This is a genomic window from Pseudooceanicola marinus, from assembly GCF_020177265.1.
Taxonomy (GTDB): Bacteria; Pseudomonadota; Alphaproteobacteria; order Rhodobacterales; family Rhodobacteraceae; genus Pseudooceanicola; species Pseudooceanicola marinus_A.
The window spans coordinates 184,964-207,465 of sequence record NZ_JAIVMC010000001.1 but is presented as its reverse complement, the minus strand read 5'-3'; the positions used below and the strand labels follow the sequence as shown (position 1 = coordinate 207,465).

At 67.3% G+C, this 22,502-nt stretch carries 21 protein-coding genes; 5 read left to right on the top strand and 16 right to left on the bottom strand.

Translation table 11 applies throughout. The features are described from left to right. Positions 1-129: 129 nt before the first annotated feature. A complete protein-coding gene (locus LC066_RS01005) occupies positions 130-750 on the top strand; it encodes a class I SAM-dependent DNA methyltransferase (protein WP_222480933.1) in 621 nt (206 codons plus the stop codon). Positions 751-844: 94 nt separating this feature from the next. On the opposite strand, the gene LC066_RS01000 is transcribed toward LC066_RS01005, so the two are convergent. Further along, positions 845-1,390, bottom strand: coding sequence for a YbhB/YbcL family Raf kinase inhibitor-like protein (locus tag LC066_RS01000; RefSeq protein WP_224896176.1), 546 nt, complete (start codon positions 1,388-1,390; stop codon positions 845-847). A gap of 164 nt (positions 1,391-1,554) precedes the next feature. Between LC066_RS01000 and gluQRS the strand changes: the two genes are divergently transcribed. Continuing rightward, positions 1,555-2,436 (top strand): tRNA glutamyl-Q(34) synthetase GluQRS, encoded by an 882-nt coding sequence (gene gluQRS / locus LC066_RS00995; RefSeq protein WP_224896175.1) that lies wholly within the window; start codon positions 1,555-1,557, stop codon positions 2,434-2,436. Between the two features lie 7 nt (positions 2,437-2,443). Here the strand turns inward: gluQRS and hisI are convergent, their stop codons facing one another. Continuing rightward, positions 2,444-2,803 carry a phosphoribosyl-AMP cyclohydrolase gene (gene hisI / locus LC066_RS00990; RefSeq protein WP_222480938.1) on the bottom strand — a complete coding sequence of 120 codons (360 nt, stop codon included), beginning with the start codon at positions 2,801-2,803 and terminating at the stop codon, positions 2,444-2,446. 102 nt (positions 2,804-2,905) lie between these two features. Between hisI and LC066_RS00985 the strand changes: the two genes are divergently transcribed. After that, a complete protein-coding gene (locus LC066_RS00985) occupies positions 2,906-3,355 on the top strand; it encodes an iron-sulfur cluster assembly scaffold protein (RefSeq protein WP_224896174.1) in 450 nt (149 codons plus the stop codon). Positions 3,356-3,412: 57 nt separating this feature from the next. Then, on the top strand, positions 3,413-4,834 hold the full coding sequence (locus tag LC066_RS00980; RefSeq protein ID WP_224896173.1) for a methyl-accepting chemotaxis protein: 1,422 nt from the start codon (positions 3,413-3,415) through the stop codon (positions 4,832-4,834). A 254-nt stretch (positions 4,835-5,088) separates the two neighbouring features. Here LC066_RS00980 and LC066_RS21400 read toward each other — a convergent pair whose 3' ends face one another. The 5 genes from LC066_RS21400 to LC066_RS00960 form a co-directional block, all read right to left on the bottom strand. Continuing rightward, on the bottom strand, positions 5,089-5,211 hold the full coding sequence (locus LC066_RS21400) for a hypothetical protein (RefSeq protein ID WP_263624943.1): 123 nt from the start codon (positions 5,209-5,211) through the stop codon (positions 5,089-5,091). A gap of 220 nt (positions 5,212-5,431) precedes the next feature. Next, positions 5,432-7,522: an ATP-dependent DNA helicase RecG gene (recG, locus tag LC066_RS00975; protein WP_224896172.1), complete on the bottom strand. Its 2,091-nt coding sequence runs from the start codon at positions 7,520-7,522 to the stop codon at positions 5,432-5,434. Next, positions 7,519-9,945, bottom strand: coding sequence for an NAD-dependent DNA ligase LigA (gene ligA, locus LC066_RS00970; protein WP_224896171.1), 2,427 nt, complete (start codon positions 9,943-9,945; stop codon positions 7,519-7,521). The genes recG and ligA overlap by 4 nt, the downstream gene beginning before the upstream one ends. Positions 9,946-10,315: 370 nt before the next feature. Next, positions 10,316-11,035 carry a response regulator transcription factor CtrA gene (ctrA, locus tag LC066_RS00965; protein ID WP_224896170.1) on the bottom strand — a complete coding sequence of 240 codons (720 nt, stop codon included), beginning with the start codon at positions 11,033-11,035 and terminating at the stop codon, positions 10,316-10,318. Between the two features lie 95 nt (positions 11,036-11,130). Continuing rightward, positions 11,131-11,409: a DUF1153 domain-containing protein gene (locus LC066_RS00960; RefSeq protein WP_085887992.1), complete on the bottom strand. Its 279-nt coding sequence runs from the start codon at positions 11,407-11,409 to the stop codon at positions 11,131-11,133. 172 nt (positions 11,410-11,581) lie between these two features. Here LC066_RS00960 and mnmA point away from each other — a divergent pair, with 172 nt between their 5' ends. Further along, positions 11,582-12,727 (top strand): tRNA 2-thiouridine(34) synthase MnmA, encoded by a 1,146-nt coding sequence (mnmA, locus tag LC066_RS00955; RefSeq protein WP_224896169.1) that lies wholly within the window; start codon positions 11,582-11,584, stop codon positions 12,725-12,727. A 99-nt stretch (positions 12,728-12,826) separates the two neighbouring features. Here mnmA and lpxB read toward each other — a convergent pair whose 3' ends face one another. From lpxB to dxr, 9 genes are all read right to left on the bottom strand, one after another. Continuing rightward, complete coding sequence (gene lpxB, locus LC066_RS00950) at positions 12,827-13,981, bottom strand: lipid-A-disaccharide synthase (RefSeq protein ID WP_224896168.1); 1,155 nt, start codon at positions 13,979-13,981, stop codon at positions 12,827-12,829. Further along, positions 13,981-14,862 carry an LpxI family protein gene (locus LC066_RS00945; RefSeq protein WP_224896167.1) on the bottom strand — a complete coding sequence of 294 codons (882 nt, stop codon included), beginning with the start codon at positions 14,860-14,862 and terminating at the stop codon, positions 13,981-13,983. Before LC066_RS00945 ends, lpxB begins: the two co-directional genes overlap by 1 nt. A 1-nt stretch (position 14,863) precedes the next feature. Next, complete coding sequence (lpxA, locus tag LC066_RS00940; protein ID WP_224896166.1) at positions 14,864-15,664, bottom strand: acyl-ACP--UDP-N-acetylglucosamine O-acyltransferase; 801 nt, start codon at positions 15,662-15,664, stop codon at positions 14,864-14,866. A gap of 3 nt (positions 15,665-15,667) precedes the next feature. Next, complete coding sequence (fabZ, locus tag LC066_RS00935; protein ID WP_085888002.1) at positions 15,668-16,144, bottom strand: 3-hydroxyacyl-ACP dehydratase FabZ; 477 nt, start codon at positions 16,142-16,144, stop codon at positions 15,668-15,670. A 152-nt stretch (positions 16,145-16,296) separates the two neighbouring features. Further along, complete coding sequence (locus tag LC066_RS00930) at positions 16,297-17,100, bottom strand: OmpH family outer membrane protein (RefSeq protein ID WP_224896165.1); 804 nt, start codon at positions 17,098-17,100, stop codon at positions 16,297-16,299. 8 nt (positions 17,101-17,108) lie between these two features. Beyond that, positions 17,109-19,457 carry an outer membrane protein assembly factor BamA gene (bamA, locus tag LC066_RS00925; protein WP_224896164.1) on the bottom strand — a complete coding sequence of 783 codons (2,349 nt, stop codon included), beginning with the start codon at positions 19,455-19,457 and terminating at the stop codon, positions 17,109-17,111. A 172-nt stretch (positions 19,458-19,629) separates the two neighbouring features. After that, positions 19,630-19,761, bottom strand: coding sequence for a hypothetical protein (locus LC066_RS21395; protein WP_263624942.1), 132 nt, complete (start codon positions 19,759-19,761; stop codon positions 19,630-19,632). Positions 19,762-19,930: 169 nt separating this feature from the next. Further along, positions 19,931-21,289: an RIP metalloprotease RseP gene (gene rseP, locus LC066_RS00920; protein WP_224896163.1), complete on the bottom strand. Its 1,359-nt coding sequence runs from the start codon at positions 21,287-21,289 to the stop codon at positions 19,931-19,933. Between the two features lie 31 nt (positions 21,290-21,320). Continuing rightward, positions 21,321-22,502 carry a 1-deoxy-D-xylulose-5-phosphate reductoisomerase gene (gene dxr / locus LC066_RS00915; RefSeq protein ID WP_224896162.1) on the bottom strand — a complete coding sequence of 394 codons (1,182 nt, stop codon included), beginning with the start codon at positions 22,500-22,502 and terminating at the stop codon, positions 21,321-21,323.

The window sequence follows — 22,502 nt, the reverse complement described above, 5'->3', positions numbered from 1 at the left end:
CCCTCGGGCCCCGGCCACGTCCTGTCCGCCCTTGTTTCCAAGCCCCTTTTGCCGGACTTGTGCATCCCTGCACGCGACGCGCCGGACCTGTGGGTGGAACTTTCCGTCCTCTTGGGCCATATAGGGGGCATGTCTCAAAATTATCTGGATAAAATCTACGGCGTTGATGACGCCGAAAAGCAACGCGACGTTTACGACCAGTGGGCCGAGAGCTACGACAGCGAGCTCGAACGGAACAACTACCTGACCCCTGGTCGGCTCGTCGATGCCCTGAAATCCTGCGTCAAGGAAGGCGACCTGACCACTCCGGTCCTCGACTTCGGCTGCGGCACCGGTATCTCCGGCGAGGAGCTGGCCAATGCCGGCTTCAAGCGCCTGCACGGCGCCGATGTCTCCGAAGGCATGCTGAAGATGGCCGAGGCGAAAGGCGTCTACGAGAAGCTGGTGACCCTGCCCTTCGGCAACCCCGATCCGGGCCTGGTGTCCCGCTATCGCCTGGTGACGGCCGTGGGCGCGATTTCCCATGGCGCCGCCCCCGCCTCCTGCCTGCCGGCGATCGTCATGGCCCTGCCGTCAGGCGGCCGCCTCGCGCTGAGCTACAACCAGCACACGCTGGAAGACGACGAATACATGCAGGCCCTCGACCGCACCGTGAACAGCTCAGAAGCCGTGCTGGAGTTCTCCGAGGACGGACCGCACCTGGAAGGGCTCGACACGATCTCGCGCGTGATGGTGATCCGCCGCCGCTGACGGCTGGTCCGCTCTATCGAAACGACGCACGAAGGGCGGCCCCGGTTGGGGCCGCCCTTCCTGTTTCCGGCCTCCTGCGCAAGGCTGCGGCACCTCAGTGCCCGTAGGTTGCCTGGAAGCTGGCCTTGGCCAGGGCCGTGGCGTTGACGGTGAAACCGACCACGGCCTTCGACGCCCCCGCGGGCACCGGCAGCTTCGCCTCGGGCAGCGCATAAAGCGTCACGTTGTAGCGATGCGGGTCATCGCCCTGCGGCGGGCACGGGCCACCCCACCCTTCGACGCCATAGTCGTTGGCGATGACCCGCGTGCCCTCGGGCATCCCCTCGGCACTGGCGTTCTGCGCCAGGCCCGTGACCTCGGCGGGGATGTCCAGCACGATCCAGTGCCAGAACCCGGCCCCGCCCGTGGGCGCATCCGGGTCATGCACCATCAGGGCGAAACTCTGTGTCCCCTCGGGGGCGTCGGACCAGCTCAGCTCGGGCGAGATGTTCTGCCCCTCGCAGCCCCAGCCATCAAAGACGAAGGGCATCTCGACGGTGCTGCCGTCGGCAATGTCGGCGCTGGTCAGCTCCAGCGCGGCGGCGGGGCTGGCCAGGCAGAGAGCGGTGAGGAATGGATTTAAAATGTGTTTCAAAGTCATGATATTACTCCGTTAAATGCATGGGCCAAGGGACGCGCACCTTGCGCGGGGGAGAGGCCCGCTCCAGCTTGCCCCGACCGCACCCGTGCCAATATGGAGGAATTCCGGAATTGTGAGCCGCCCCGTCTTGTGATGCGCCGGCCCGCTTTCTAGGGTGGGTCGCCATGATCACCCGCTTTGCCCCTTCGCCCACGGGCCCCCTGCACTTGGGCCACGCCTTTTCTGCGCTCACCGCTGCCCGCCGGGCGCAGGCAGAGGGCGGCACGTTCCTGCTCAGGATCGAGGACATCGACCTGAGTCGCGCGCGTCCGGAATGGGAAGAGCTGATCTACGAGGACCTGCACTGGCTGGGTCTCAGCTGGCCCGAACCGGTGATGCGCCAGTCCGAGCGCATGCCGGCCTATCGCGCGGCCCTGCAGCGGCTGTGGGACATGGGGCTGCTCTATCCCTGCAGCTGCACCCGCCGTGACATCGCCGCCGCCGCCAGCGCCCCGCAGGAAGGGGGCGACCCGGTCGTCGGCCCCGACGGCATCGTCTATCCCGGCACTTGCCGCCCCGCGACGCCGCCCACAGGGCCCCTGCCCGAGGCCGTTCTGCGCCTGGACATGGCCGCCGCGATGGAACGCGCCTGCCGCTACGAAGCCCTGCATTTCACCGAGACCGGCCGCGGCCCCAATGGCGAGCACGGCCGGCAGGAGATCGCCCTGCGCCGGATGATCGACAAGATCGGGGACGTGGTGCTGGCGCGGCGCGAGATGGGCACCTCCTATCACCTGGCGGTGGTGGTGGATGACGCGGCCCAGGGCGTGACGGAGGTGGTCCGCGGCGCGGACCTCTTCGAGGCCACGCCCATCCACGCCCTGCTGCACCGCCTGCTGGGCCTGCCGACGCCCGTGTACCATCACCACCGGCTGATCCGCGACGCGGGCGGCAAGCGGCTGGCGAAACGCGACGACGCCCGCGCCATCCGGCTTTACCGGGAGGACGGCCGGACGCCGGCGGAGGTCATGAAGATGGTCGGTCTGCCCCCAGCCCCGACAGGCTGAGGCACGATCACACCATCGGGTCGGCGATCACCACCTCCTCGCCGTCGCGCACGGCGGTGTAGAAACAGTTGCGGCGGTTGGTATGGCAGGCCGGGCCCGTCTGATCGACGATCAGCAGCAGGCAATCGCGGTCGCAATCCACCCGCAGTTCCACCAGCTTCTGCACGTGGCCGGAACTTTCGCCCTTGGCCCAGAAGCTCTGGCGCGAGCGCGACCAGTAGGTGACATGGCCCGTCTCCAGCGTCTTCTCGATCGAGGCCGCGTTCATCCAGGCCATCATCAGCACCTCGCCGGTGCCCTCCTGCTGGGCAATGGCGGGGATCAGCCCCTTGTCGTCGAATTTCAGATTGCTCGGGTCAAAGCGCATGGGTGTCCTTTCCGCCCCTTTCCCATGGGGCCGTTGCGGCCTATCTAGGAGGAAACGCCCTGAAGAACCAGCGCCGCCGTGCCGCGCCGGAAAGGATGCTCCATGAGCGAGACTGACCTGATCAAACTCTATTCCTCGCGCATCCTGGCGCTGGCGGCCGAGATCCCCCACCAGGACCGGCTGACCGACCCCGATGCCACGGTGAAGAAACGCGCGCCGCTTTGCGGCTCCACCGTGACGGTGGACGTGGATGTCGAGGGCGGCAAGATCGCCCGCTACGGCCAGGAGGTGCGCGCCTGCGCCCTGGGCCAGGCGTCCGCCAGCGTCGTGGGCGGCGCCGTGATCGGCCGCACCAAGGCGGAAATCCTGACGGCCCGCGATCAGCTGCGCGCCATGCTGAAGGACGGCGGCCCGGTGCCTGACGCGCCCTTCGACGGGCTGGAGGTGCTGCAGCCCGCGCGCGAGTACAAGAACCGCCATGCCTCGATCCTGCTGGCGCTGGAGGCCCTGTCCGAAGCCCTGGAGCAGGCCGAGGCCAGCGACTGCGCTTAACCGCATCGCAGGGTTTGCCCCCTAGGTCTGAGGTCGCGCAACCAGCAGCGGCCCCAGATGCAACACGACCCAAGCTTCCCCTCCCGTGACGCCGATCCCCCCCGGCCCGCCGGTGTCTCCCTCGACCGGCTGGCCCGCAATGCCTCCGCGCTCGGCCAGGAAATAGTCGATGTCGACGGCTTCCTGGAGGATCTGACCCAGCAGACCGAACAGCTGTTGCGGCAACTGAAGACGGTGCGCGAGGGCACGGGCCAGGTGTTGCAGATGAATGCGGCCGTGATGACCACGATCCGCGATTCCTGCGCCCAGCTGGAAGAGACCCAGGCCAGTTTCGACAAGGCGCTCGGCATGGCGGATGTCGCGGGCCGGCAGTCACGCGAGGTTCTGACCTGGGTGCTGACCCTGGCCACCCGCACCCAGGACGTGGAAAGCGTGCTGGAGGACGTCCAGCAGAGCAACGATCAGATCGCCGACATCGCCGCCCAGGTGAACATGCTGGCGATCAATGCCAAGATCGAGGCGGCCCGCGCCGGCACCGCCGGCCAGGGGTTCTCGGTCGTGGCCGATGCGATCAACCAGCTGTCGCAGCAGACCGGCGCCACCGCCGAGACGATCAGCGACAACATCCAGCGGCTCGTGGACTGGATCACCACGCTGCAACAGGAAACCGGCCAGGTTTCCGCCACCTCGCGGGAGCTGTCGCATACCGGCGACAAGGTGGCCGAGATGAATGGCGCCGTGAAGGAGGCGATGGACCGCTCCGTCACCCGCATGAAACTGGTGCGCGACGATGCTGTGGAGGCGGACGCGGCCCTGCGCGACTACACCCCGCGGATCGAGAGCATGTTCAACAGCGTCCAGGACAGTGCCGATGGTGTGGATGATGTTCACCATCGCCTGCAGGTGCTGCGCGACCTGTCCGAGGCGCTGGTGCAGGATTCCATCTCGGCCGGCGGCGACACCGAGGATGGCCCCTTCATCGCCGATGTGCAGGCGCGGGCGCGCCGCATCAGCGCCGCCTTCGAGGAGGCCGTGGACGAGGAACGTATCAGTTTCGACGATCTCTTCGACACCGAGTATCGCCCGGTGCCAAACAGCGACCCGGAACAGGTCACCACCCGCTTCACGCGGCTGACCGACCTGCTGCTGCCCGAAATCCTGGAAGAGGCGCTGGCGCTGGACGACAAGGTCGCCTTCTGCGCCGCGGTGGATCGCAATGGCTACCTGCCGACCCACAACCGCAAGTTCTCGCATCCGCAATCCGACGATCCGGTTTGGAACACGGCCCATTGCCGCAACCGCCGCATCTTTGACGACCGCGTCGGGCTGAAGGCCGGGCGCAACAAGGAACCCTTCCTGATGCAGGTCTACCGGCGCGACATGGGCGGCGGCGACTACGTACTGATGAAGGACCTCTCGGCGCCTATCTTCGTCAAGAATCGTCACTGGGGCGGGCTGCGCCTGGCCTACCGGTTCTGAGCGGGGGCTTGGCCGCTCCCCGATCGGCTGCGAGGCACCGCCATGGCCCCGCCCGGGCCAAAGTACCGTGCGCAGAAGCGCGTCAGACAAAAAACCGCCGCACGTCCCGAGGGACGGCGGCGGCAAGGATGCAGATCGCTTGGGACTGAGGGACGCGCACCGGGGGATGAGGCAGACCCGGCCGGGCGGACAGGCGATCCGACCCGTGGGATGGGGATCCGGCGCGCCCCTCGCGATTTGCAGGCAGAAACGGCTCAGGTCAGAGCCGGCAGGTAGAGTGAGCCCAGAAGAAGCACGACCAGGGCCGCGGCCCCGAAAAGATCCTGAACCAACGCCGAAGGCGAACGGCGGGCAACCTGGATGAAGTCTTTCAGCATGTCTTGGCTCCTTGCGATCGGTGTCATTCCTCTGAGTTGCCCCTTTGTTCTCAGATTCTCGGGCGCACGTAAAGAACTTTTTAAGAACATTTGAGAACAAAAGGGGTTTCATCGGAACATCAAGGTGTTAGCCCGTTCTTAGTGAGACCAGAACAGAGGGGAGCGCCGTCTCTTCCTGGCGAAAGGACGGGCGGCATCGTCTCCGAATACGGGGGGCGCCTCAGCCGACGTTGATCAGGCGGATCGCCTCGTCTTGGCCCATCAGCCACAGCAGCGTCCGTGCCGCCTGCCCGCGCGGGCTTTCCAGCGACGGATCCTTGGCCAGCAGGGTGCGCGCGTCGCTTTGGGCGATGGCCATCAGCGCGGTCTGGCGTTCCAGGTCAGCGATGCGGAACCGGGGCATCCCGCTTTGCGCCGTACCGATCAGGTCGCCGGCGCCGCGCATTTCCAGGTCGGCCTCGGCGATGCGGAAACCATCCTCGGTCTCGCGCAGCAGGGTCAGCCGTTTCATCCCTGCCTCCGACAGCGGCGCCTGGTAAAGCATGAGGCAGGTCGAGGCCGCCTCGCCCCGACCGACCCGACCGCGCAGCTGGTGCAGCTGCGCCAGGCCAAAGAACTCGGCCCGCTCGATCACCATGATCGAGGCATTGGGCACGTTCACCCCCACCTCGATCACGGTCGTGGCGACCAGCACATCGGTCTCGCCCCGCTGGAAGGCGGCCATGGCGGCGTCCTTCTGCTCTGGCGGCATCTGGCCGTGCACCAGCCCGACGCGCCCCTCGCCCAGACGGGCGCGCAGATGCTTGAACCGCTCCTCGGCCGCGGTCAGGTCGCTTTTCTCGCTCTCCTCGACCAGCGGACAGACCCAATAAGCCTGCCGCCCGTCGCGCGTGGCACGGTCCAGGTGGTCGACAATCTCTCCCAGCCGCTCGGTGGAACTCAGCGTGGTCTTCACCGGGGTCCGCCCGGGCGGTTTCTCATCCAGCACCGAGATGTCCATGTCGCCATATTGCGCAAGCGACAGGGACCGCGGGATCGGCGTCGCGGTCATCACCAAGATATCCGCCTGGCGCCCCTTGCGCCCCAGCTCCAGCCGCTGGCGGACGCCGAAGCGATGCTGTTCGTCGACGATAGCCAGGCGCAGGTCGGCGAAATGCACGTCCTGCTGAAAGACAGCATGCGTGCCGACCAGGATGTCGATCTCACCTCCCGACAGCCTGGCGAGCTTGGCCGCGCGATCGGCGCCCTTGTCGCGCCCCGTCAGGATGTCCAGCGTGACGCCCGCGGCCTCGGCCAGCGGCGCCAGGCCCTCCATGTGCTGCCGCGCCAGGATTTCGGTCGGGGCCATCATCACCCCCTGCCCGCCCGCCTCGACGGCGATCAGCAGCGCCAGGAAGGCCACCAGCGTCTTGCCCGCGCCCACGTCGCCCTGCAACAGCCGTGACATGCGATCCTCGCGTCCCATGTCGGCGGCAATCTCGCCAACAGCGCGAGTCTGCGCCTCGGTCGGCTTGTAGGGAAGCGATTTCAACACCTTGCTGCGCAGGTGCCCGTCACCATGACTGGGGCGCCCCGCTCGCTTGCGCTCGACCATGCGCGCCAGCGCCAGGGTCAACTGATGCGCCAGCAGCTCGTCAAAGGCCAGCCGTTCCCGCGCCGGATCTTCCGGACTGACGGCATCCACCCCATCGGGCCCATGGGCCTGACGCAGCGCCGACAGCCAGTCCGGCCAGAGCTTCGACGCCCGCTGCCCGGTGTCGATCCACTCCGGCAACAGGGGCGCACGGGACAGGGCCGAGGCCGCCGCCTTGGCCATCACCCGCTGGGTCACACCGGCGGTCAGCGGATAGACCGGTTCGAAATCCGGGATCTCGTCGCCCTGGTCGAGGGGCAACACATGGTCCGGATGGGGCATGTTGGCGACCCCGTCGTACATCTCCAGCTTGCCGGACACCAGGCGCCGGCTGCCCTCCGGCAGGATCTGTTGCAGGTAGTTCGACCGGGCGTGGAAGAAGATCAGGTCAAACTCCGTCTCCGCATCGGCCACGCGGATGCGATAGGCCCCGCCCCGGCTGCGCGGCGGGTGATGGGCGCCCACCCTGACCTCAACCGTCGCCGTGGCCGGCAAGGTCAGGCCCAGGATCGTCTCGCGTCGGCGCCGGTCGATGACCCCGTGAGGCAGCAGGAACAGCATGTCCCGCGGCACCTCCACGTCGAGTTGCGCCAGGTGCTTGGCCGTCTTCGGCCCGACGCCCTCCAGCGTTTCCAGCCCCGCGAAGAGGGGGAAGAGGATTTCGGGCCGGCCGGTCATGCGTCACCGATCAGCGACAGCCAGCCATCCTCGTCAATGACTCGCACACCCAGGTCGGCGGCCTTGGTGGCCTTCGACCCGGCGCCCGGCCCGGCGATCAGGATGTCGGTCTTCTTCGAGACCGAGCCGGACACCTTGGCGCCAAGCGCCTCGGCGCGGGCCTTGGCCTCAGGTCGGGTCATCTTTTCCAGCGTCCCGGTAAAGACCAGGGTCAGCCCCGCGACCGGGCTGCCGCTGTCGTCGGGCGCCTCGACGTCGAGGATCGTCAGCTCGGCGGCCAGCCGGTCGATGGAGGCGCGCTCGGCCTCCTGGCCGAAGGCGGCGACAAGCGAGGCGGCGACCTTGGCGCCGATGCCGTCGATGCCGATCAGCTCTTCCCAGGCGTCCCGCTGCTCCTTGGTCAGGGGGGGCTCCGTCGCCCAGGCCGCATCCCGCGCGGCCTTCAGGCTGGCCCGACGCCCCGCTTCGCGCGCCGCCGCGCGTTCCTCGGCCTCGGCGGCATCGGCCTGCAGGTGACGTTCCTGCGCCGGGCGTGCCAGGTCGACGACCTGCGTCAGCCGCGACCAACTGCCGAAGTGGCGCGCCAGGTCCTGCGACACGACCTCCCCCACGTGGCGAATGCCAAGGGCGAAAAGCGCACGGTTCAGCTCGATCTCGCGGCGGGTGTCGATGGCGTCGAAGAGGTTCTCGGCCGACTTCTCGCCCCAGCCCTTGATCTTCGCCAGCGGGGTTTCGGCCAGGTGGCGGATGGCGGCGCCCACATGGGCGGGGTCGGTGTCATCCACCGGCACACCGGCGGTGCGCAGCATCTCGGCCAGTTCGGACAGCAGCGCGGCGCGCCGCTCTGGGTCGTCCTCGTAGCGCGCGGTCACCTCCTGCGGGTCCCGCACCAGGCGCCGGTCCTCGGCGTCCCGGACGCGCAGGGTGAAGATGTCCGCAGGCTCCGCGATCCAGCACATGTCGTAGAGGAACTCGGCCTGCTTGGTCCCCAGCCCCTCGATGTCGAAGGCGGCGCGAGACACGAAATGGCGCAGCTTTTCGACCGCCTGCGCGGGGCAGATCAGGCCCCCAGTGCAGCGGCGGACGCTGTCGCCCTCCTCCCGGATCGCCTGGGACCCGCATTCGGGGCAGGTTTCGGGGAAGCTGTAGGGGGTCGCATCCTCGGGGCGCTTCGACAGGTCCACGTCGGCGATCTTGGGGATCACGTCGCCCGCGCGGTAGACCTGCACCCAGTCGCCCGGGCGAATGTCCTTGCCCTCGCGGATCTGCTCCCCCTTGTTGTCGCGGCCCGCGATGTAGTCCTCGTTGTGCAGCGTCGCGTTGGAGACGACGACGCCGCCGACGGTGACGGGATGCAGACGCGCCACGGGGCTGAGCGCGCCGGTACGGCCGACCTGGATGTCGATCGCCTCCAGCCGGGTCCAGGCCAGTTCGGCGGGGAACTTGTGGGCGATGGCCCAGCGGGGCGTGGTGGAGCGGAAGCCGAGGCGCCCCTGCAGCGCCAGGTCGTCGACCTTGTAGACGACGCCGTCGATGTCATAGCCCAGCGTGGCGCGCTGTTCCTCGATGCGGGCGTAATGGGCCAGCATCTCCTCCGGTCCGTCGCAAAGCTGGGTTAGGGGGTTGGTCTGGAAACCAAGGGTGGCGAGCCGGTCGATCGCGCCCTTCTGGGTGTCCGCTAGCGGGTCCGACAGGACGCCCCAGGCATAGGCGAAGAAACGCAGCGGGCGGGCGCGGGTGATCTCCGCATCCAGCTGACGCAGGGACCCGGCGGCGGCGTTGCGCGGGTTGGCAAAGGTCTTGGCCCCGGCCTCCTCCTGGCGCGCGTTCAGCGCCTGGAAATCCTCGTGGGACATGTAGACCTCACCCCGCACCTCCAGCCGGTCGGGGGCGCCGTCGAGGCGGGTCGGGATGTCGGCGATGGTGCGGGCGTTGGCGGTGACATTCTCGCCCTCCTCGCCATCGCCGCGGGTGGCCGCGCGCACCAGCTCGCCGTTCTCATAGAGCAGCGACAGGGACAGGCCGTCGATCTTGGGTTCCGCCGTGTAGGCCAGCGGCGCGTCCGGGCCGAGGCCGAGGTAGCGCCGGATGCGCGCATCGAAATCGCGCACGTCCCCGTCCTCGAAGGCATTGCCGAGCGAGAGCATCCGCACCTCGTGGCGCACCTTGCCGAAACCCTCGGCGGGGGCCGCGCCCACCTGGTCGGAGGGGCTGTCGGCGCGTTTGAGCGCGGGGAAGCGCGCCTCGATCTCCGCGTTGCGGATCTTTAGCGCGTCATACTCGGCATCGGATATCTCGGGCGCGTCGCTCTGGTGATAGGCCAGATTCGCCCCATTCAGCGCCTCGGCCAGGCGGGCCAGTTCGCCCTCTGCCTCTGCCGATGTCAGCGTTTCCACTGCCTTCTGCGCCGTCTCACCCGTCATGCACGATCCCCTTGTCCTGATCCTCGGCCAGACCGGCCGATTGGGGAAAGAGATAGGCGGGGTGGAAAGCGAGGTCCAGCGACTTGCGTGACCGGGACGGGGGTGGAGCGTCAGCCCGCAGGCACCTTTGCCGTGCACCGCGCCCCTACCAGGGCTGGATCGCCTGCCGAACCTGCGCCGCCTTATTGCCAGTGCGTCTCTGGTCGCGGCGCGGGATAGGTGTCGGGCTTCGGCGGTATCGCACAGAAGGGCGACCTGCGAAGATCCAACCGGCCAGCGACGCCCCTCTCCGCGCTGTGGTCACAACATGGACGGGCCATCCGCAAACCGTGAGTGGTGGTCAGTCGCAGGAGCTCCGGTCGAGCACGGGTCAGCCAGCGCCGAGCGCGATCCTCTTCTCGTCCATCTGTTCCGGCTCGGGATCACGCAGCACATAGCCGCGGCCCCAGACGGTTTCGATGTAGTTGTCGCCTTCAGTGGCGGTCGACAGCTTCTTGCGCAGCTTGCAGATGAAGACGTCGATGATCTTCAGCTCCGGTTCATCCATGCCGCCGTAGAGATGGTTCAGGAACATTTCCTTGGTCAGGGTCGTGCCCTTGCGCAGAGACAGCAGTTCCAGCATCTGGTACTCCTTGCCGGTCAGATGCACCGGCTTGCCGCCCACCTCCACCGTCTTGGCATCCAGGTTCACCTCGATCCGGCCAGTGCGGATGATCGACTGGGAATGCCCCTTGGAGCGCCGGATGATCGCATGGATCCGCGCCACCAGTTCCTCGCGATGGAAGGGTTTCGTCAGGTAGTCATCGGCACCGAAGCCGAAGCCCTTCAGCTTGCTCTCGGTATCATCGGCGCCCGAGAGGATCAGGATCGGCGTCTCGATCCGCGCCAGGCGCAGCTGGCGCAGCACCTCATGCCCGTTCATGTCCGGAAGGCCCAGATCGAGCAGGATCAGGTCGTAGTCATAGAGCTTGGCAAGGTCGATGCCCTCTTCGCCCAGGTCGGTCGTATAGACGTTCAGGTTGGCATGGGTCAGCATCAATTCGATGCTCTTTGAGGTGGTCGGATCATCTTCTACCAAAAGCACGCGCATGCCGAGTTCTCTCCGTTAATCCCCTGGTTGCCTTGGATCGTGACGGCATTTGGTTAACCTCTGGTTACCGGGAAATACCCTTTGCGGCCAACAACCTAAGATTGTCTGTACTTCTGCAATGCCGTCGCCTTCAGCGCCTCCTCGCCATGGTTGGCGACCGCGCTGACCCACTCCAGAAATTCCTCCGGTGAGAGCGAGTATCTCTCAAGCGCCTCGTCCTGGGATATAAGACCATGGACCACCCCCCGCACGACGGCCGCCTTGCGCGAGGCAACCCAGCGACGGGTCGTCGCCGGCGGCAGATCCGCCCGCGTCATCACCCGGCCATCCGGCAGGGTCACCGCCCGCGGCCCCTGGACTTTCTTCAGATACATCGCTCCGGCCCTCACTGGCCCTCAGTAGATCCCCGCCATTCTTTGGGGCGGGTTTTAACGGCTGGTGAAACGGCGGGTTGAGAGTGTGTCGCATTTTCCTATATTCTCTTGATCTTCGAGCCGGGCCGACGAGTCGTCCCTCTCCCCCATCCCCGGCCGATCAGGAGCACCCATGGCACTGGACACCGCACCCGAGCTGAATTCCCTGGGCTTCGCCAAGCCCCCGTCCGAGACCCGCGTGGTCGTCGCCATGTCCGGCGGCGTCGACAGTTCCGTCGTGGCGGCGAAACTGGCCGAGGAAGGCTATGACGTCGTGGGCGTGACGCTGCAGCTGTACGACCACGGCGCGGCCCTGGCCAAGAAGGGCGCCTGCTGTGCCGGCATCGACATCCACGATGCGCGCCGCGTCGCGGAGGAGATGAACTTCCCCCACTATGTCCTTGATTACGAAAACATCTTCCAGGATGCGGTGATCGACGAATTTGCCGACAGCTACCTGGCGGGCGCCACCCCCGTGCCCTGCATCCGCTGCAACGAGCGGGTGAAGTTCAAGGACCTGCTGGAGACGGCGAAGGACCTGGATGCCGACTGCATGGCCACCGGCCACTACATCCAGCGCAAGATGGGCGAGACCGGACCGGAGCTTCATTGCGCGGCCGATGCGAACCGCGACCAGAGCTATTTCCTCTTCTCGACCACCCCCGAACAGCTCGCCTTCCTGCGCTTCCCGCTGGGCCATCTGCCGTCGAAGGACGCCACCCGCGAGCTGGCGGCGCAATACGGCCTGGCCGTGGCGGACAAGCCCGACAGCCAGGACATCTGCTTTGTCCCGAACGGAAACTATGCGTCCGTGATCGAGAAACTGCGCCCCGGCGCGGCGGAACCGGGCGAGATCGTCCATGCGGACGGACGGGTGCTGGGCACGCATGAGGGCGTGATCCACTACACCATCGGCCAGCGCCGCGGCCTGGGCATCGGTGGGCTGAGCGAGCCGCTTTACGTGGTGAAGCTGGACGTCGACGCCAAGCAGGTGATCGTCGGCCCGAAGGAGCTCTTGGCCACCCGCCGCGTGCCGGTGCGGGAGATCAACTGGCTGGGCGACGGCAAGATGACCGACAAGGCCGAGCATCACATCTCGGTCAAGGTCCGCTCCACCCGCCCCCCGCGCGAGGCCATCCTGCGCCCGATCAGCGAGACCGAGGCGGAAGTGGAGCTGCTGAGTGCCGAGGAAGGCATTTCTCCCGGCCAGGCCTGCGTGTTCTACGAAACCGAAAGCAGCCGCATCCTTGGCGGTGGCTGGATCTGGCGCGGGCACTGACCTTGGCGCCAGAGGAACGAAGGAACGCGCGTCCCTCAGGGGCGCGCGTTCTGCCTTTTGGGGCCCGGCAAAAGGGGCGTGGGGGGCTCTGCCCCCTTCCTAGAGACGGGCGAGGATGGCGCGAGCGGCGCGCAGGCCCGGGGCCTCGCCGCCGCGGCCCAGGCGATCCATCGTGACGTCGAGGGCCTCGAACTGGTCGGTCGGATCCTCCAGCACGGCGGACAAGGCCGGGGCGATCTTCGTTGCATCGCAGTCATCGCCGATGAACTCGGGGATCACCCGCGTGTCGGAGACCAGGTTGACCAGGGTCACCGTGTCGGTGATCAGCATCCGCTGCATGATCATCCGCGTCAGCGGCGCCATGTCGTAGGCGATGACCATCGGCGTGTCATTGGCGGCCAGCTCCAGCGAGACGGTGCCCGAGGCCGCCAGCGCCAGGTCGGCGGCCCGGAAGGCGGCGCGCTTGATCCGGGCGAATTCCGCCGGGTCGGCGTCGCGCGGGTCGAGGATCATCAGCCCCGTGGGCCAGTCGCGCGTCAGCTCCTCCACCAGCGGAGCCACATGGGCAGCGGCGGGCAGGACGAAGCGCAGTTCCGGGTGGCGGGCGCGCAGGTCGCGCAGCACGGGGCCGAAGACCGGCGCCAGGCGCGCGACCTCGCCGCTGCGCGAGCCGGGCAGCACCAGCAGGACCGGGGCGTCCCCGATGCCGCTTTGGACGCGAAAGTCGTGCACCTCCTCGACCGTGGCGATCGGCTGGGTGGCGATCGGATGGCCGACGAAATCGCATTCCATCCCGGCGGCCTGCATCAGCGGCGGCTCAAAGGGGAAAAGCGCCAGGACCTGGTCGATGACGCGGGCCATCTTCACGGCGCGTTTCGGCCGCCAGGCCCAGACCGTGGGGGCGACGTAGTGAACTGTGCGGACGTCCGACTTCGCCTTCACCAGCTTGGCCACGCGCAGGCAGAAATCGGGGCTGTCGATGGTCAGCAGCAGATCCGGCGGATCGGCCAGCACCGCCTCGGCGCATTCCCGGATTCGGCGTTTCAGGTGGAAATACTTCGGCAGGATCTCCGCCAGCCCCATGACCGACAGTTCCGACATGGGAAAGCGCGAGGTGAGGCCCTCGGCCTCCATCGCCGGGCCGCCCACGCCCTCGAAGGTGACCTGGCCACCCGTCAGCTCCTTCAGCCCGGCCATAACGGCGGCGCCGAGGTTGTCGCCCGAGGGCTCGCCCGCGATGACGAAGATGCGCATCATGCCTCCTGCACCCAGATGGTGACGCCCAGATCCTCTGCCCGGGCCAGCATCGCCGCGCGGTCCAGCAGCAGCACGGCCCCCGGGGCGATGGCGATGGCCGCCAAGCCCGCTGCATGGGCCCCCTCGACCGTGGCGGGGCCGATGGCGGGCATGTCGACGCGCAGGTCCTGTCCGGCCTTGGGGCGCTTGACGAAAACGCCCGGCGCACGCCGCAGGGGCTCGGGCGTCGTCGCCACGTAACGCAGAAGCGCGTCGCTGCCCTGAAGTGTCTCGATCCCAAGGCACAGCCCACCCGCCACCACACAGGCCTGGCCGATGTCCAGCGACGCCATATGGGCTAGGATCTCCGCCCCTCGGGTGGCATCGGCGCGGAGCTGGGCGTCTGGCGCGGGACCGGCCAGAAGGCCGGGCGTGGGCGCGATCAGATCAGGCAGGACCTCATGGGCGCCCTGAACGGCGAAGCCTTCTTCTTCGAAGATGGAAATCACCAGCCGCAACAGGCTGTCGTCCCCGCCCTGCCCCATGGCTTTCAGCAGGCGCGGGGCGAGCATCAGCATCTTGGCGTCCAGCGCCGTCTTGTCGAAATCGGGTCGCGCCAGGCTGCCCGCCAGGACCACGCGGGTCACGCCCGCGTCCTTCAACCCACGAAACAGGCTGCCAAGCTTCTCGAAGCGGTAGCGGGTCAGCCGCTCTTCCGGCAGGTCACAGGCGATGCCCGCAAGGGAGACGAGGAAGGCCTCTGGCTCGGCCTCGGCAAGGGCCACGGGCAGCGCGCCAGCGCCGGCGATGATCGCGAGGCGCCCGTCTGGCGCATCTGCCGCCGTTCTGTCCTGCGCGGGGGCCGCGCGGCCCCCGCCCCGCCTGCCGAAGAGCGCCATCTCAACCGCCCGGGGTCAGGAAGGAGCGGTCGCTTTCGCCAGTGATGAAATCGACGATCTCGCGCACATAGGCGCTTTCGGTTTCTTCGCCCAGGCGGCGGGCGCGATCCTGGAAGGCACCTTCGCCCTGGGCCAGCATCTGGAAGGCGGCGCGCAGAGCGGTGATGTCCGACCGCGCGACGCCGCGCCGTTTCAAGCCGACCAGGTTCAGACCATCGAGATGGCCCCGCGGCGCCTGCACCAGCCCGTGCGGGATCACGTCATTGGTGACCATGGTCACCGCGCCGATGATCGCGCCGCGGCCGATGCGCACCCATTGGTGCACGCCCGAGAGGCCACCGATGATGACCTCGTCCTCGATCACGCAATGGCCCGCCAAGGCGGCGTTGTTGACGATGATGACATGGTTGCCGACCTGGCAGTCGTGGGCCACGTGGGACCCCGCCATGAACAGCCCATCGTCCCCCACGCGGGTCACGCCGCCACCGCCTTCGGTGCCGGTGTTCATCGACACGTGTTCACGGATGCGGTTGCGCTTGCCGATGACCAGCGAGGTTTCCTCGCCCTTGAACTTCAGGTCCTGGGGAATGCCGCCCAGCACCGCGAAGGGATGCACCAGCGTCTCTTCCCCGATCTCGGTCCGGCCCTGCACCACCACATGGCTCATCAGCTCGACCCGGGGGCCGATCACGGCCTTGGCGCCGATGTGGCAGAAGGGACCGATCCGCGCGCCGGGGCCGATCTCGGCACCATCCTCGACATGGGCGGAGGGGTGCACGATGGCTTCGTGGCTGATCGCCATGGCTCAGCCCTCGACCGCGTCGGCTGGCAGATCGAGCATGGCCATGAACTCGGCCTCGCAGGCCAGGTCCCCGTCCACGGTCGCCTTGCCGCCGAATTTCCACATCTTCGCGCCGGGCTTGCCGCGCAGGGTTTCGACCTGCAGCTCCAGCACGTCGCCGGGCACGACCATGCGGCGGAACTTCGCCTTCTCGATCGACATGAAGTAGATCAGCGCGTTCTTGTCTTCCAGGCCGAGGGCCGCGCCCACCATGACGCCGGCGGTCTGGGCCATCGCCTCGACGATGGTCACGCCGGGCATGATCGGCTTGCCCGGGAAATGCCCCTGGAAATGCGGTTCGTTCATGGTGACGTTCTTGATGCCCCGCCCCGAGCTGTAGCCGTCGATGTCGACGACCTTGTCGACCAGCAGGAAGGGATAGCGGTGCGGAATAATACGCTGAATACGAGCGATATCGGCGGTTTGCAGCGTCTCGGTCATGAAATCTTTCCTCATGCGGTCCCGGGGGCGCGCCCCTGGGGCGCCTCCGGGGAAGCCCCGTGTCCCTGTGTCCCTAGCAAGTCACCCGCGCGGCGGCAAGCGGCAGGCGCCCTACTGGCGGATGCGCGGCGCCACCCAACCCGTGGGGCAGCTCAGTCGCCGGAGGTCGCCCCTGCGGGCGCCTGCTCCGGCACCTCCGGCAAGACACCGCCGTCGGGCGCCGTGACGCCTTCGGTCAGCCCGTCTTCCGTCAGGCTGCCGCCGGTCAGCGCACCTTCGGTCGGCCCCTCGGGCGCGGCACCGGGTTGCTGCGCAGGCTCTGATCCGATCCCGGCCTCGGGGTCAGTCTCGGCGTCGGTGCCCCTGTCCGTGTCGGCGCCGTCCTCCGGCCGCGACAGAAGGGCGGCATCGATCCGGCGGATGGCCTCATCGGTCACATCCACCGCTTCCCGCGTCACGAAGACCGTGCGACGTTCGAGGATCACCGCAGTCCCGGCCTCCTGCATCAATCGATCCAAAACGGGTTCGACGGACACCAGGAACTCCCGCCGGATCGCCTCGCTGTCCTCGCCAAGGCCCTGCGCCTCCAGGTCGCGTTCGCGGCGGATGCGGATCACCTTCTCGTCGAAGGCATCGGCCAGGTCCCGGAAGGCCTGCGGATCCATCTCCGCCCGACGTTCCGTCAGGGTGCGTTCTTCCTCCGCCAGCTCGGCCTCGATCCGCCGGTTCTCCGCCGCGATCTCGGCGGCGCGGGCCTCCAGCTCCTCGGCCAGTTGCTGCGCGTAGTCGCTTTCGGAAAAGAGCCGTTCGCTGTCGATGACCAGCACCGGGGAGCGCAACTGCTGCGCGGCCTGGCCCTGCGCCATCGACGGCGCTGCGCCCAGCAGGGAAAACGCAAGGGCCCCGGCCAGCGCAAGCCGGACCGGGGCCCCGAAAAAGGTGGAAAATGTCGACACGCCGGTCCTCAGAAATCCGTCCGGATGGAGAGGTCGAAGGTCTGCTCCTCGTCGAAGTCTTCCTTCTGCAACGCCGTCGTCCAGTTGAAGCGCAGCGGCCCGACCGGCGTATCCCAGAACAGCGAGACACCGACGACCTGGCGCAGCGAGAAGTCCTCGTAGAAGACATCGCTGGCCGACTGATCCAGCCCCCAGACGGAGCCGACGTCGTAGAAGACACCACCGGTGATGCCCAGTTCTTCGGGCAGGCCCAGCGGGAATTCGGCATCAAACTGCGCCACGGCGTAGGTGGTGCCTCCCAGGGCATCGTCGTAGTTGCCGGGCGAATACTGCCGCGGGCCGATCCCGTCGGGGGTGAAGCCCCGCATGATCGACGACCCGATCCGATAGCGGTCGGTCGCGATGGAATCGCTGCTGCCCAGCATCGAGATGTTGCCGGCGCGGAAGGTGGCCCGCAGGGTCACTTCCTCGTTCCAGACGGCGGTCTGCGCGATCGCCCGCGCGGTGGAGCGGATGAATTCCACGTCGCCGCCGACCCCGCCGAAGTCCTGGCCGAATTCCAGCAGGATGCCGGCGTTCGGGTTCAGCCCCGTCAGGCGCGTGTCATAGGCATAGGTGTAGCCCACGGAGGAAGAATAGCGCAGATCCTCTTCCGCCTCGGCCCGCAGCAGCGGGCCAACATCGCTGTCGTCGTCGAGATTGATGTCCCGCGCGTTCAGCTTGTAGTTCAGGTTCAGGCTCGACTGTTCGCTCAGCGGGAAGGTCAGGCCCGTGGTGAAGGAGCCGCTGATCGCGTTGTAGTCCGAATAATCGGATTCGGACTCACTGTAGGACAGGCCGAAGTTCAGCCGCAGATCCCGGCCCAGCAGGCGCGGTTCAACGAAGTTGATCGAGTAGTTGGTGTTCGAGCTGACACCCGACACCGTCACCCCCAGGGTCTGGCCCCGGCCCAGGAAGTTGCGTTCCTGGAAGGCGACCTGAAGCCCGAAACCGTCGGTGGTCGAATAGGTCCCGCCGAAGGACAGCGAGCCGGTGGGCGCCTCTTCGACATCCACGTCGAGGATGACCTGGTCCGGGCGGGTGCCCTCGCGCGCGTTCACGTCGGCGGTCGAGAAGAACCCGAGCGCGCGGATGCGCTCCGCGGTCTGGCGGATCTCACGCGGATTGAAGGGGTCGCCCTCGGCCATGCGGAACTCCTGGCGGATCACGCGGTCCAGGGTGGTTGTGTTGCCCTCGATGTCGATCCGCTCGACGAAGACCCGCGGGCCGCGCGACAGGACGAATTCCACATCCAGCGTCAGATCGCGGTCGTTGCGGGTGATGCGCGGCTCGATCCGCAGGAAGTCGCGGCCCTGGCGCACGGCCAGGCGCTCCATCCGGGTGATCGAGTTTTCGACATCGGTGGGGGTATAGGTCTGGCCCGGCTTGATGCGCAGGGCCTCCTGGTAGGGTGCCGCGTCGACGCCTTCATATTCGCTGACCGTGGTGATCTGACCGAACTCGAAGGGCTGCCCTTCCTGAACGTTGAAGGTCAGGACGTAGCCGTCGCGCTCGGGCGACAGCTCGGCAGAGACGCCGGTGATCCGAAAGTCGACGTAGCCGCGCGACTGGTAGAAATCGTTCAGCACCTGGCGGTCAAACTCGATCCGGTCGGCCACGAAGGTGTCCGAGCGGAAGAAGGCCCGCAGCAGACCGGCCTGTTTCGATTCCAGCACCTGGCGCAGGCGACGGTCGGAATAGACGGTGTTGCCGACGAAGGAGATCCGTTCGACCTCGGCGTTGTCGCCCTCGAAGACCTCGAACACCAGATCGACGCGGTTGTCCGAACGGCGGATGATGCGCGGGGTGACGCGCGCCGCCAGCCGGCCCTGCTGGGAATAGGCCTCGGAGATCAGCGCGGCATCGGCCTCGGCCCGGGTCGGCGAGAAGACCTGGCGGGAGGTCGACTGCACGATTTCCGTCAGGGCATCGTCCTTGATCCGGCGGTTCCCCTCGAAGGAGATGCGGTTGATCGTCGGGTATTCGGTGACGTTGATGACCAGGGTGCCGCCGCGCGGCGTCAGCTCGACGGTCTCGAAGAGACCGGAATTGACGATGTTCTGGTAGGCGTCGTTCAGCTCTGCCGCCGTGACGGCCTCACCGCGCCCGATTCCCGCGTAGGAGACGACGGTGGCGTCGGGGATCCGCTGGTTGCCTTCGATGGCGACCGCGTTGAACCGGTAGCTCTGTGCCAGCACCGCGTCCGGCGCGGTGAGAGAAACGCCTGAAACAATGGCGAAAATCGCAGCTGCCAGAGGCAAGGAAAATTTGTTGCGGCGAACGGAGGTGGCAGCCCCGGCTCCAAAGGTATTCGTCATATTCCAAACCCAGTCAGACATCCCAGTTAAGACGTGAGTATCGGGTTAATAACCGCTTGTCAAAACAGGAAAACGCGCGGGACGTGTCGCCGCGCGCGTCGGGTTAGGCCCGGGTCCGAAGTGGGGAAGAGATGGCCGTTTCAGCGCCCGCCAGGGCCCGGCCAAAGGCCGCTCAGAACAGGATCTGGCCCATGTAGGCACCCGCCGAAAGCGCCAGCGCCGTCAGCCCCGCGTAGAGCAACAGATCGACGTTCAGTTCGAACAGCACCGACAGGCCACGGTAGCTTTTCTGAAGAAGCGTCATTTCGTTCCAACCTTTCCCGTACGCGACTTGGGCCCCTCGGGCCCGCAATCGCGCACAGTTATCCCATCGGAATGCGGCAAAAATCAGGCGGAGCGCCCCCGCCCTTGCCGAGTCAGGAAATGACCTCTGCCGGGAGGGGGCCGCCGATCCGTCGGGACGCCCCCGGACGTCAGGGGCAGAAAACGTCGTTGGTCAGGGCAAAGACCATAACCGACAGCACGATGGTCAGGCCGACGGCCATCAGAACCCGCAGCGCACCGTCCGACGGCGGCTTGCCCGCCACGGCCTCGTAGGCATGGAAGACCAGGTGCCCGCCGTCCAGGATCGGCACCGGGAATAGGTTCAGCAGGCCCACGCCCGTGGACAGGGCCGCGACGAACCACAGGAAGCTGGTGGTGCCCTGGCTGGCCATCGCGCCGGAGGTCTTGGCGATGCCGATCGGGCCGGACATGTTGCAGGACGAAATCGCCCCGGTGATCATATGCCAGATGCCAGACAGCGAGCTGGTGATCACGCCCCAGGTCTGCAGCACCCCGCCCCGGAGCGACTCCAGAACCCCGGCCCGTTCGGTCGCCAGGTCGAAGGCCATGCCCCCGGCAATGCCGATCCGCCATTCGGTGCGGAAGCCGCCTTCGGGCGCGGGTTCATCGACCCGGCGCGGGGTCAGGGCGAATTCCAGGGTCTCCCCGGTCTCGGGCCGCCAGACATCCAGCAGCAGAGTCGCCCCTTCGGAGCCTTCGACCCGTGTCTTCAGCTGGTCGAAGGCGAAGATCTGCGTGCTGTCGATGCCGGTGATCACGTCGCCCGGTTTCATGCCGATGTCATAGGCGGCCGAGTTGGGCGCCAGTTGCAGCACGATGGGCGGATAGGGATAGGGGCCGGGCACCGTCACCTCCTGGCCATCGCGGCGCAGGCGGTAGTCCAGCTGGGCCGCCTGCGGCAGCGCGTCGGAGAAGCCGGACATGCCCTCGGCATCGTCCATTCCCGGCAGGTCGACGCCACCGATGGCCAGGATCTCATCCCCTGGGCGCAGATCGGCGCCCTGCGACAGCGCGGGCGGCAGCGGGCGCAGCTCTCCCACGGCCAGCGGCTCGGCCACCTGGCCCCGTGCCAGGAAGAGACCGGCGAACAGCAGGATCGACAGGATGAAATTGAAGACCGGCCCCGCCGCCACGGTGGCCGAACGTGCCCAGAGCGGCGCGCCCAGCATGGTGTGCCGGCGATCCTCTGCGCTGAGGCGCGAAATCGCCTCCTCATCGGGACCGGAGGAGGCCGCATCACCATCGCCCAGGAACTTCACGTAGCCGCCGAAGGGCAGCGCGGCCAGCTGCCAGCGGGTGCCGTGACGGTCGACGCGGGAAAACAGGACGGGGCCGAATCCCAGGGAGAAGACCTCTGCCTTGATGCCCGACACGCGGCCGATGATGTAATGGCCGTATTCATGGATCGCGACGATGATCGACAGGGCGACGACGAAGGCGATGATCACGTAAAGGGCGTTGCCGAACTCTGGCAGGAAACTGGTCATAAAGGTCTACGTCTTCCTATTTGAAAAGCTCTCAAGTCACCGCCGCAACGCCGGAATTGACGTTTTCCCAGGCATAGGCCCTGGCGATCTGGTCCATTGAGAGGACGTTATCAAGGTCGAAGGCGGCATCAATGAGACCGGAATCGGTCTCTATCCGGTCAAGAACGCGTGTGACCACCTCGGCCATCTGCATGAATCCGATGTGGCGGTCGAGGAAGGCGTCCAGCGCCACTTCCTTCGCGGCGTTCATCGCCGCCCCCGACAGACCGCCCCGGCGCATGACCCGTTGCGCGATGGCCAGCGCGGGGTAGCGCGCGGGATCGGGCGCCTCGAAGGTCAGCTGGCCGATCTTCGCCAGGTTCAGACGCTCCACCGGCAGATCCACGCGGGCGGGCCAGTTCAGGGCGTAGCCGATGGCGTGACGCATGTCCGCCGGGCCGAGGTGCGCCAGGATGCCGCCGTCGATATGACCGACCAGCGCATGCACCAGGCTTTCGCGGTGCACGACCACCTCGATGATCTCCGGATCGAGGTGGAAGAATTCCTTCGCCTCGATCAGTTCCAGCGCCTTGTTGAACATCGAGGCCGAATCCACGGTGATCCGCTGCCCCATGGCCCAGTTGGGATGGGTGGAAGCCTGTTCCGGCGTGGCCGCCGCCAGTTTCTCCAGCGGCCAGTCACGGAAGGCGCCGCCGGAGGCGGTGATGATGACCCGCTCCACGCTCGTCATGTCTTCGCCCAGCAGGGCCTGGTAGAGGGCGGAATGTTCGCTGTCGACGGGGATCAGATCGGCGCCCGACCGCGCGGCGGTCTCCAGCACCAGCGGCCCGGCGCAGACCAGGGTTTCCTTGTTGGCCAGGGCCAGGGCTGCGCCACGTTCCAGCGCGGCCAGACCGGGCGCCAGGCCTGCGGCGCCGACGATGGCGGACATCACCCAGTCGGCGGGACGCTGGGCGGCCTCCATCAGGGCGCCCTGCCCCGCCGCCACCTCGATGCCGGTTCCGGACAGCGCGGCCTTCAGATCGGCGTAGCGGTCTTCGTGGGCGGTGACGGCCAGCCTGGCGCCCAGGCGCCGGGCGTCCTCGGCCAGCAGGTCGATATTATGTCCGCCGGTCAGCGCCTCGACAGTGAAATCATCAGGCCGCCGGGCGATTAAATCGACGGTGTTCTGACCGATGGAGCCCGTGGCCCCGAGGATGGTGATCCCGCGCAT

Bases quoted from the DNA above. Each gene is read 5' to 3' on its own strand.
- LC066_RS01005 (WP_222480933.1), top strand. From the start codon at position 130: ATGTCTCAAAATTATCTGGATAAAATCTACGGCGTTGATGACGCCGAA.
- LC066_RS01000 (WP_224896176.1), bottom strand. From the start codon at position 1,390: ATGACTTTGAAACACATTTTAAATCCATTCCTCACCGCTCTCTGCCTG.
- gluQRS (WP_224896175.1), top strand. From the start codon at position 1,555: ATGATCACCCGCTTTGCCCCTTCGCCCACGGGCCCCCTGCACTTGGGC.
- hisI (WP_222480938.1), bottom strand. From the start codon at position 2,803: ATGCGCTTTGACCCGAGCAATCTGAAATTCGACGACAAGGGGCTGATC.
- LC066_RS00985 (WP_224896174.1), top strand. From the start codon at position 2,906: ATGAGCGAGACTGACCTGATCAAACTCTATTCCTCGCGCATCCTGGCG.
- LC066_RS00980 (WP_224896173.1), top strand. From the start codon at position 3,413: ATGCAACACGACCCAAGCTTCCCCTCCCGTGACGCCGATCCCCCCCGG.
- LC066_RS21400 (WP_263624943.1), bottom strand. From the start codon at position 5,211: ATGCTGAAAGACTTCATCCAGGTTGCCCGCCGTTCGCCTTCGGCGTTG.
- recG (WP_224896172.1), bottom strand. From the start codon at position 7,522: ATGACCGGCCGGCCCGAAATCCTCTTCCCCCTCTTCGCGGGGCTGGAA.
- ligA (WP_224896171.1), bottom strand. From the start codon at position 9,945: ATGACGGGTGAGACGGCGCAGAAGGCAGTGGAAACGCTGACATCGGCA.
- ctrA (WP_224896170.1), bottom strand. From the start codon at position 11,035: ATGCGCGTGCTTTTGGTAGAAGATGATCCGACCACCTCAAAGAGCATC.
- LC066_RS00960 (WP_085887992.1), bottom strand. From the start codon at position 11,409: ATGTATCTGAAGAAAGTCCAGGGGCCGCGGGCGGTGACCCTGCCGGAT.
- mnmA (WP_224896169.1), top strand. From the start codon at position 11,582: ATGGCACTGGACACCGCACCCGAGCTGAATTCCCTGGGCTTCGCCAAG.
- lpxB (WP_224896168.1), bottom strand. From the start codon at position 13,981: ATGCGCATCTTCGTCATCGCGGGCGAGCCCTCGGGCGACAACCTCGGC.
- LC066_RS00945 (WP_224896167.1), bottom strand. From the start codon at position 14,862: ATGGCGCTCTTCGGCAGGCGGGGCGGGGGCCGCGCGGCCCCCGCGCAG.
- lpxA (WP_224896166.1), bottom strand. From the start codon at position 15,664: ATGGCGATCAGCCACGAAGCCATCGTGCACCCCTCCGCCCATGTCGAG.
- fabZ (WP_085888002.1), bottom strand. From the start codon at position 16,144: ATGACCGAGACGCTGCAAACCGCCGATATCGCTCGTATTCAGCGTATT.
- bamA (WP_224896164.1), bottom strand. From the start codon at position 19,457: ATGACGAATACCTTTGGAGCCGGGGCTGCCACCTCCGTTCGCCGCAAC.
- LC066_RS21395 (WP_263624942.1), bottom strand. From the start codon at position 19,761: ATGACGCTTCTTCAGAAAAGCTACCGTGGCCTGTCGGTGCTGTTCGAA.
- rseP (WP_224896163.1), bottom strand. From the start codon at position 21,289: ATGACCAGTTTCCTGCCAGAGTTCGGCAACGCCCTTTACGTGATCATC.
- dxr (WP_224896162.1), bottom strand. From the start codon at position 22,502: ATGCGCGGGATCACCATCCTCGGGGCCACGGGCTCCATCGGTCAGAAC.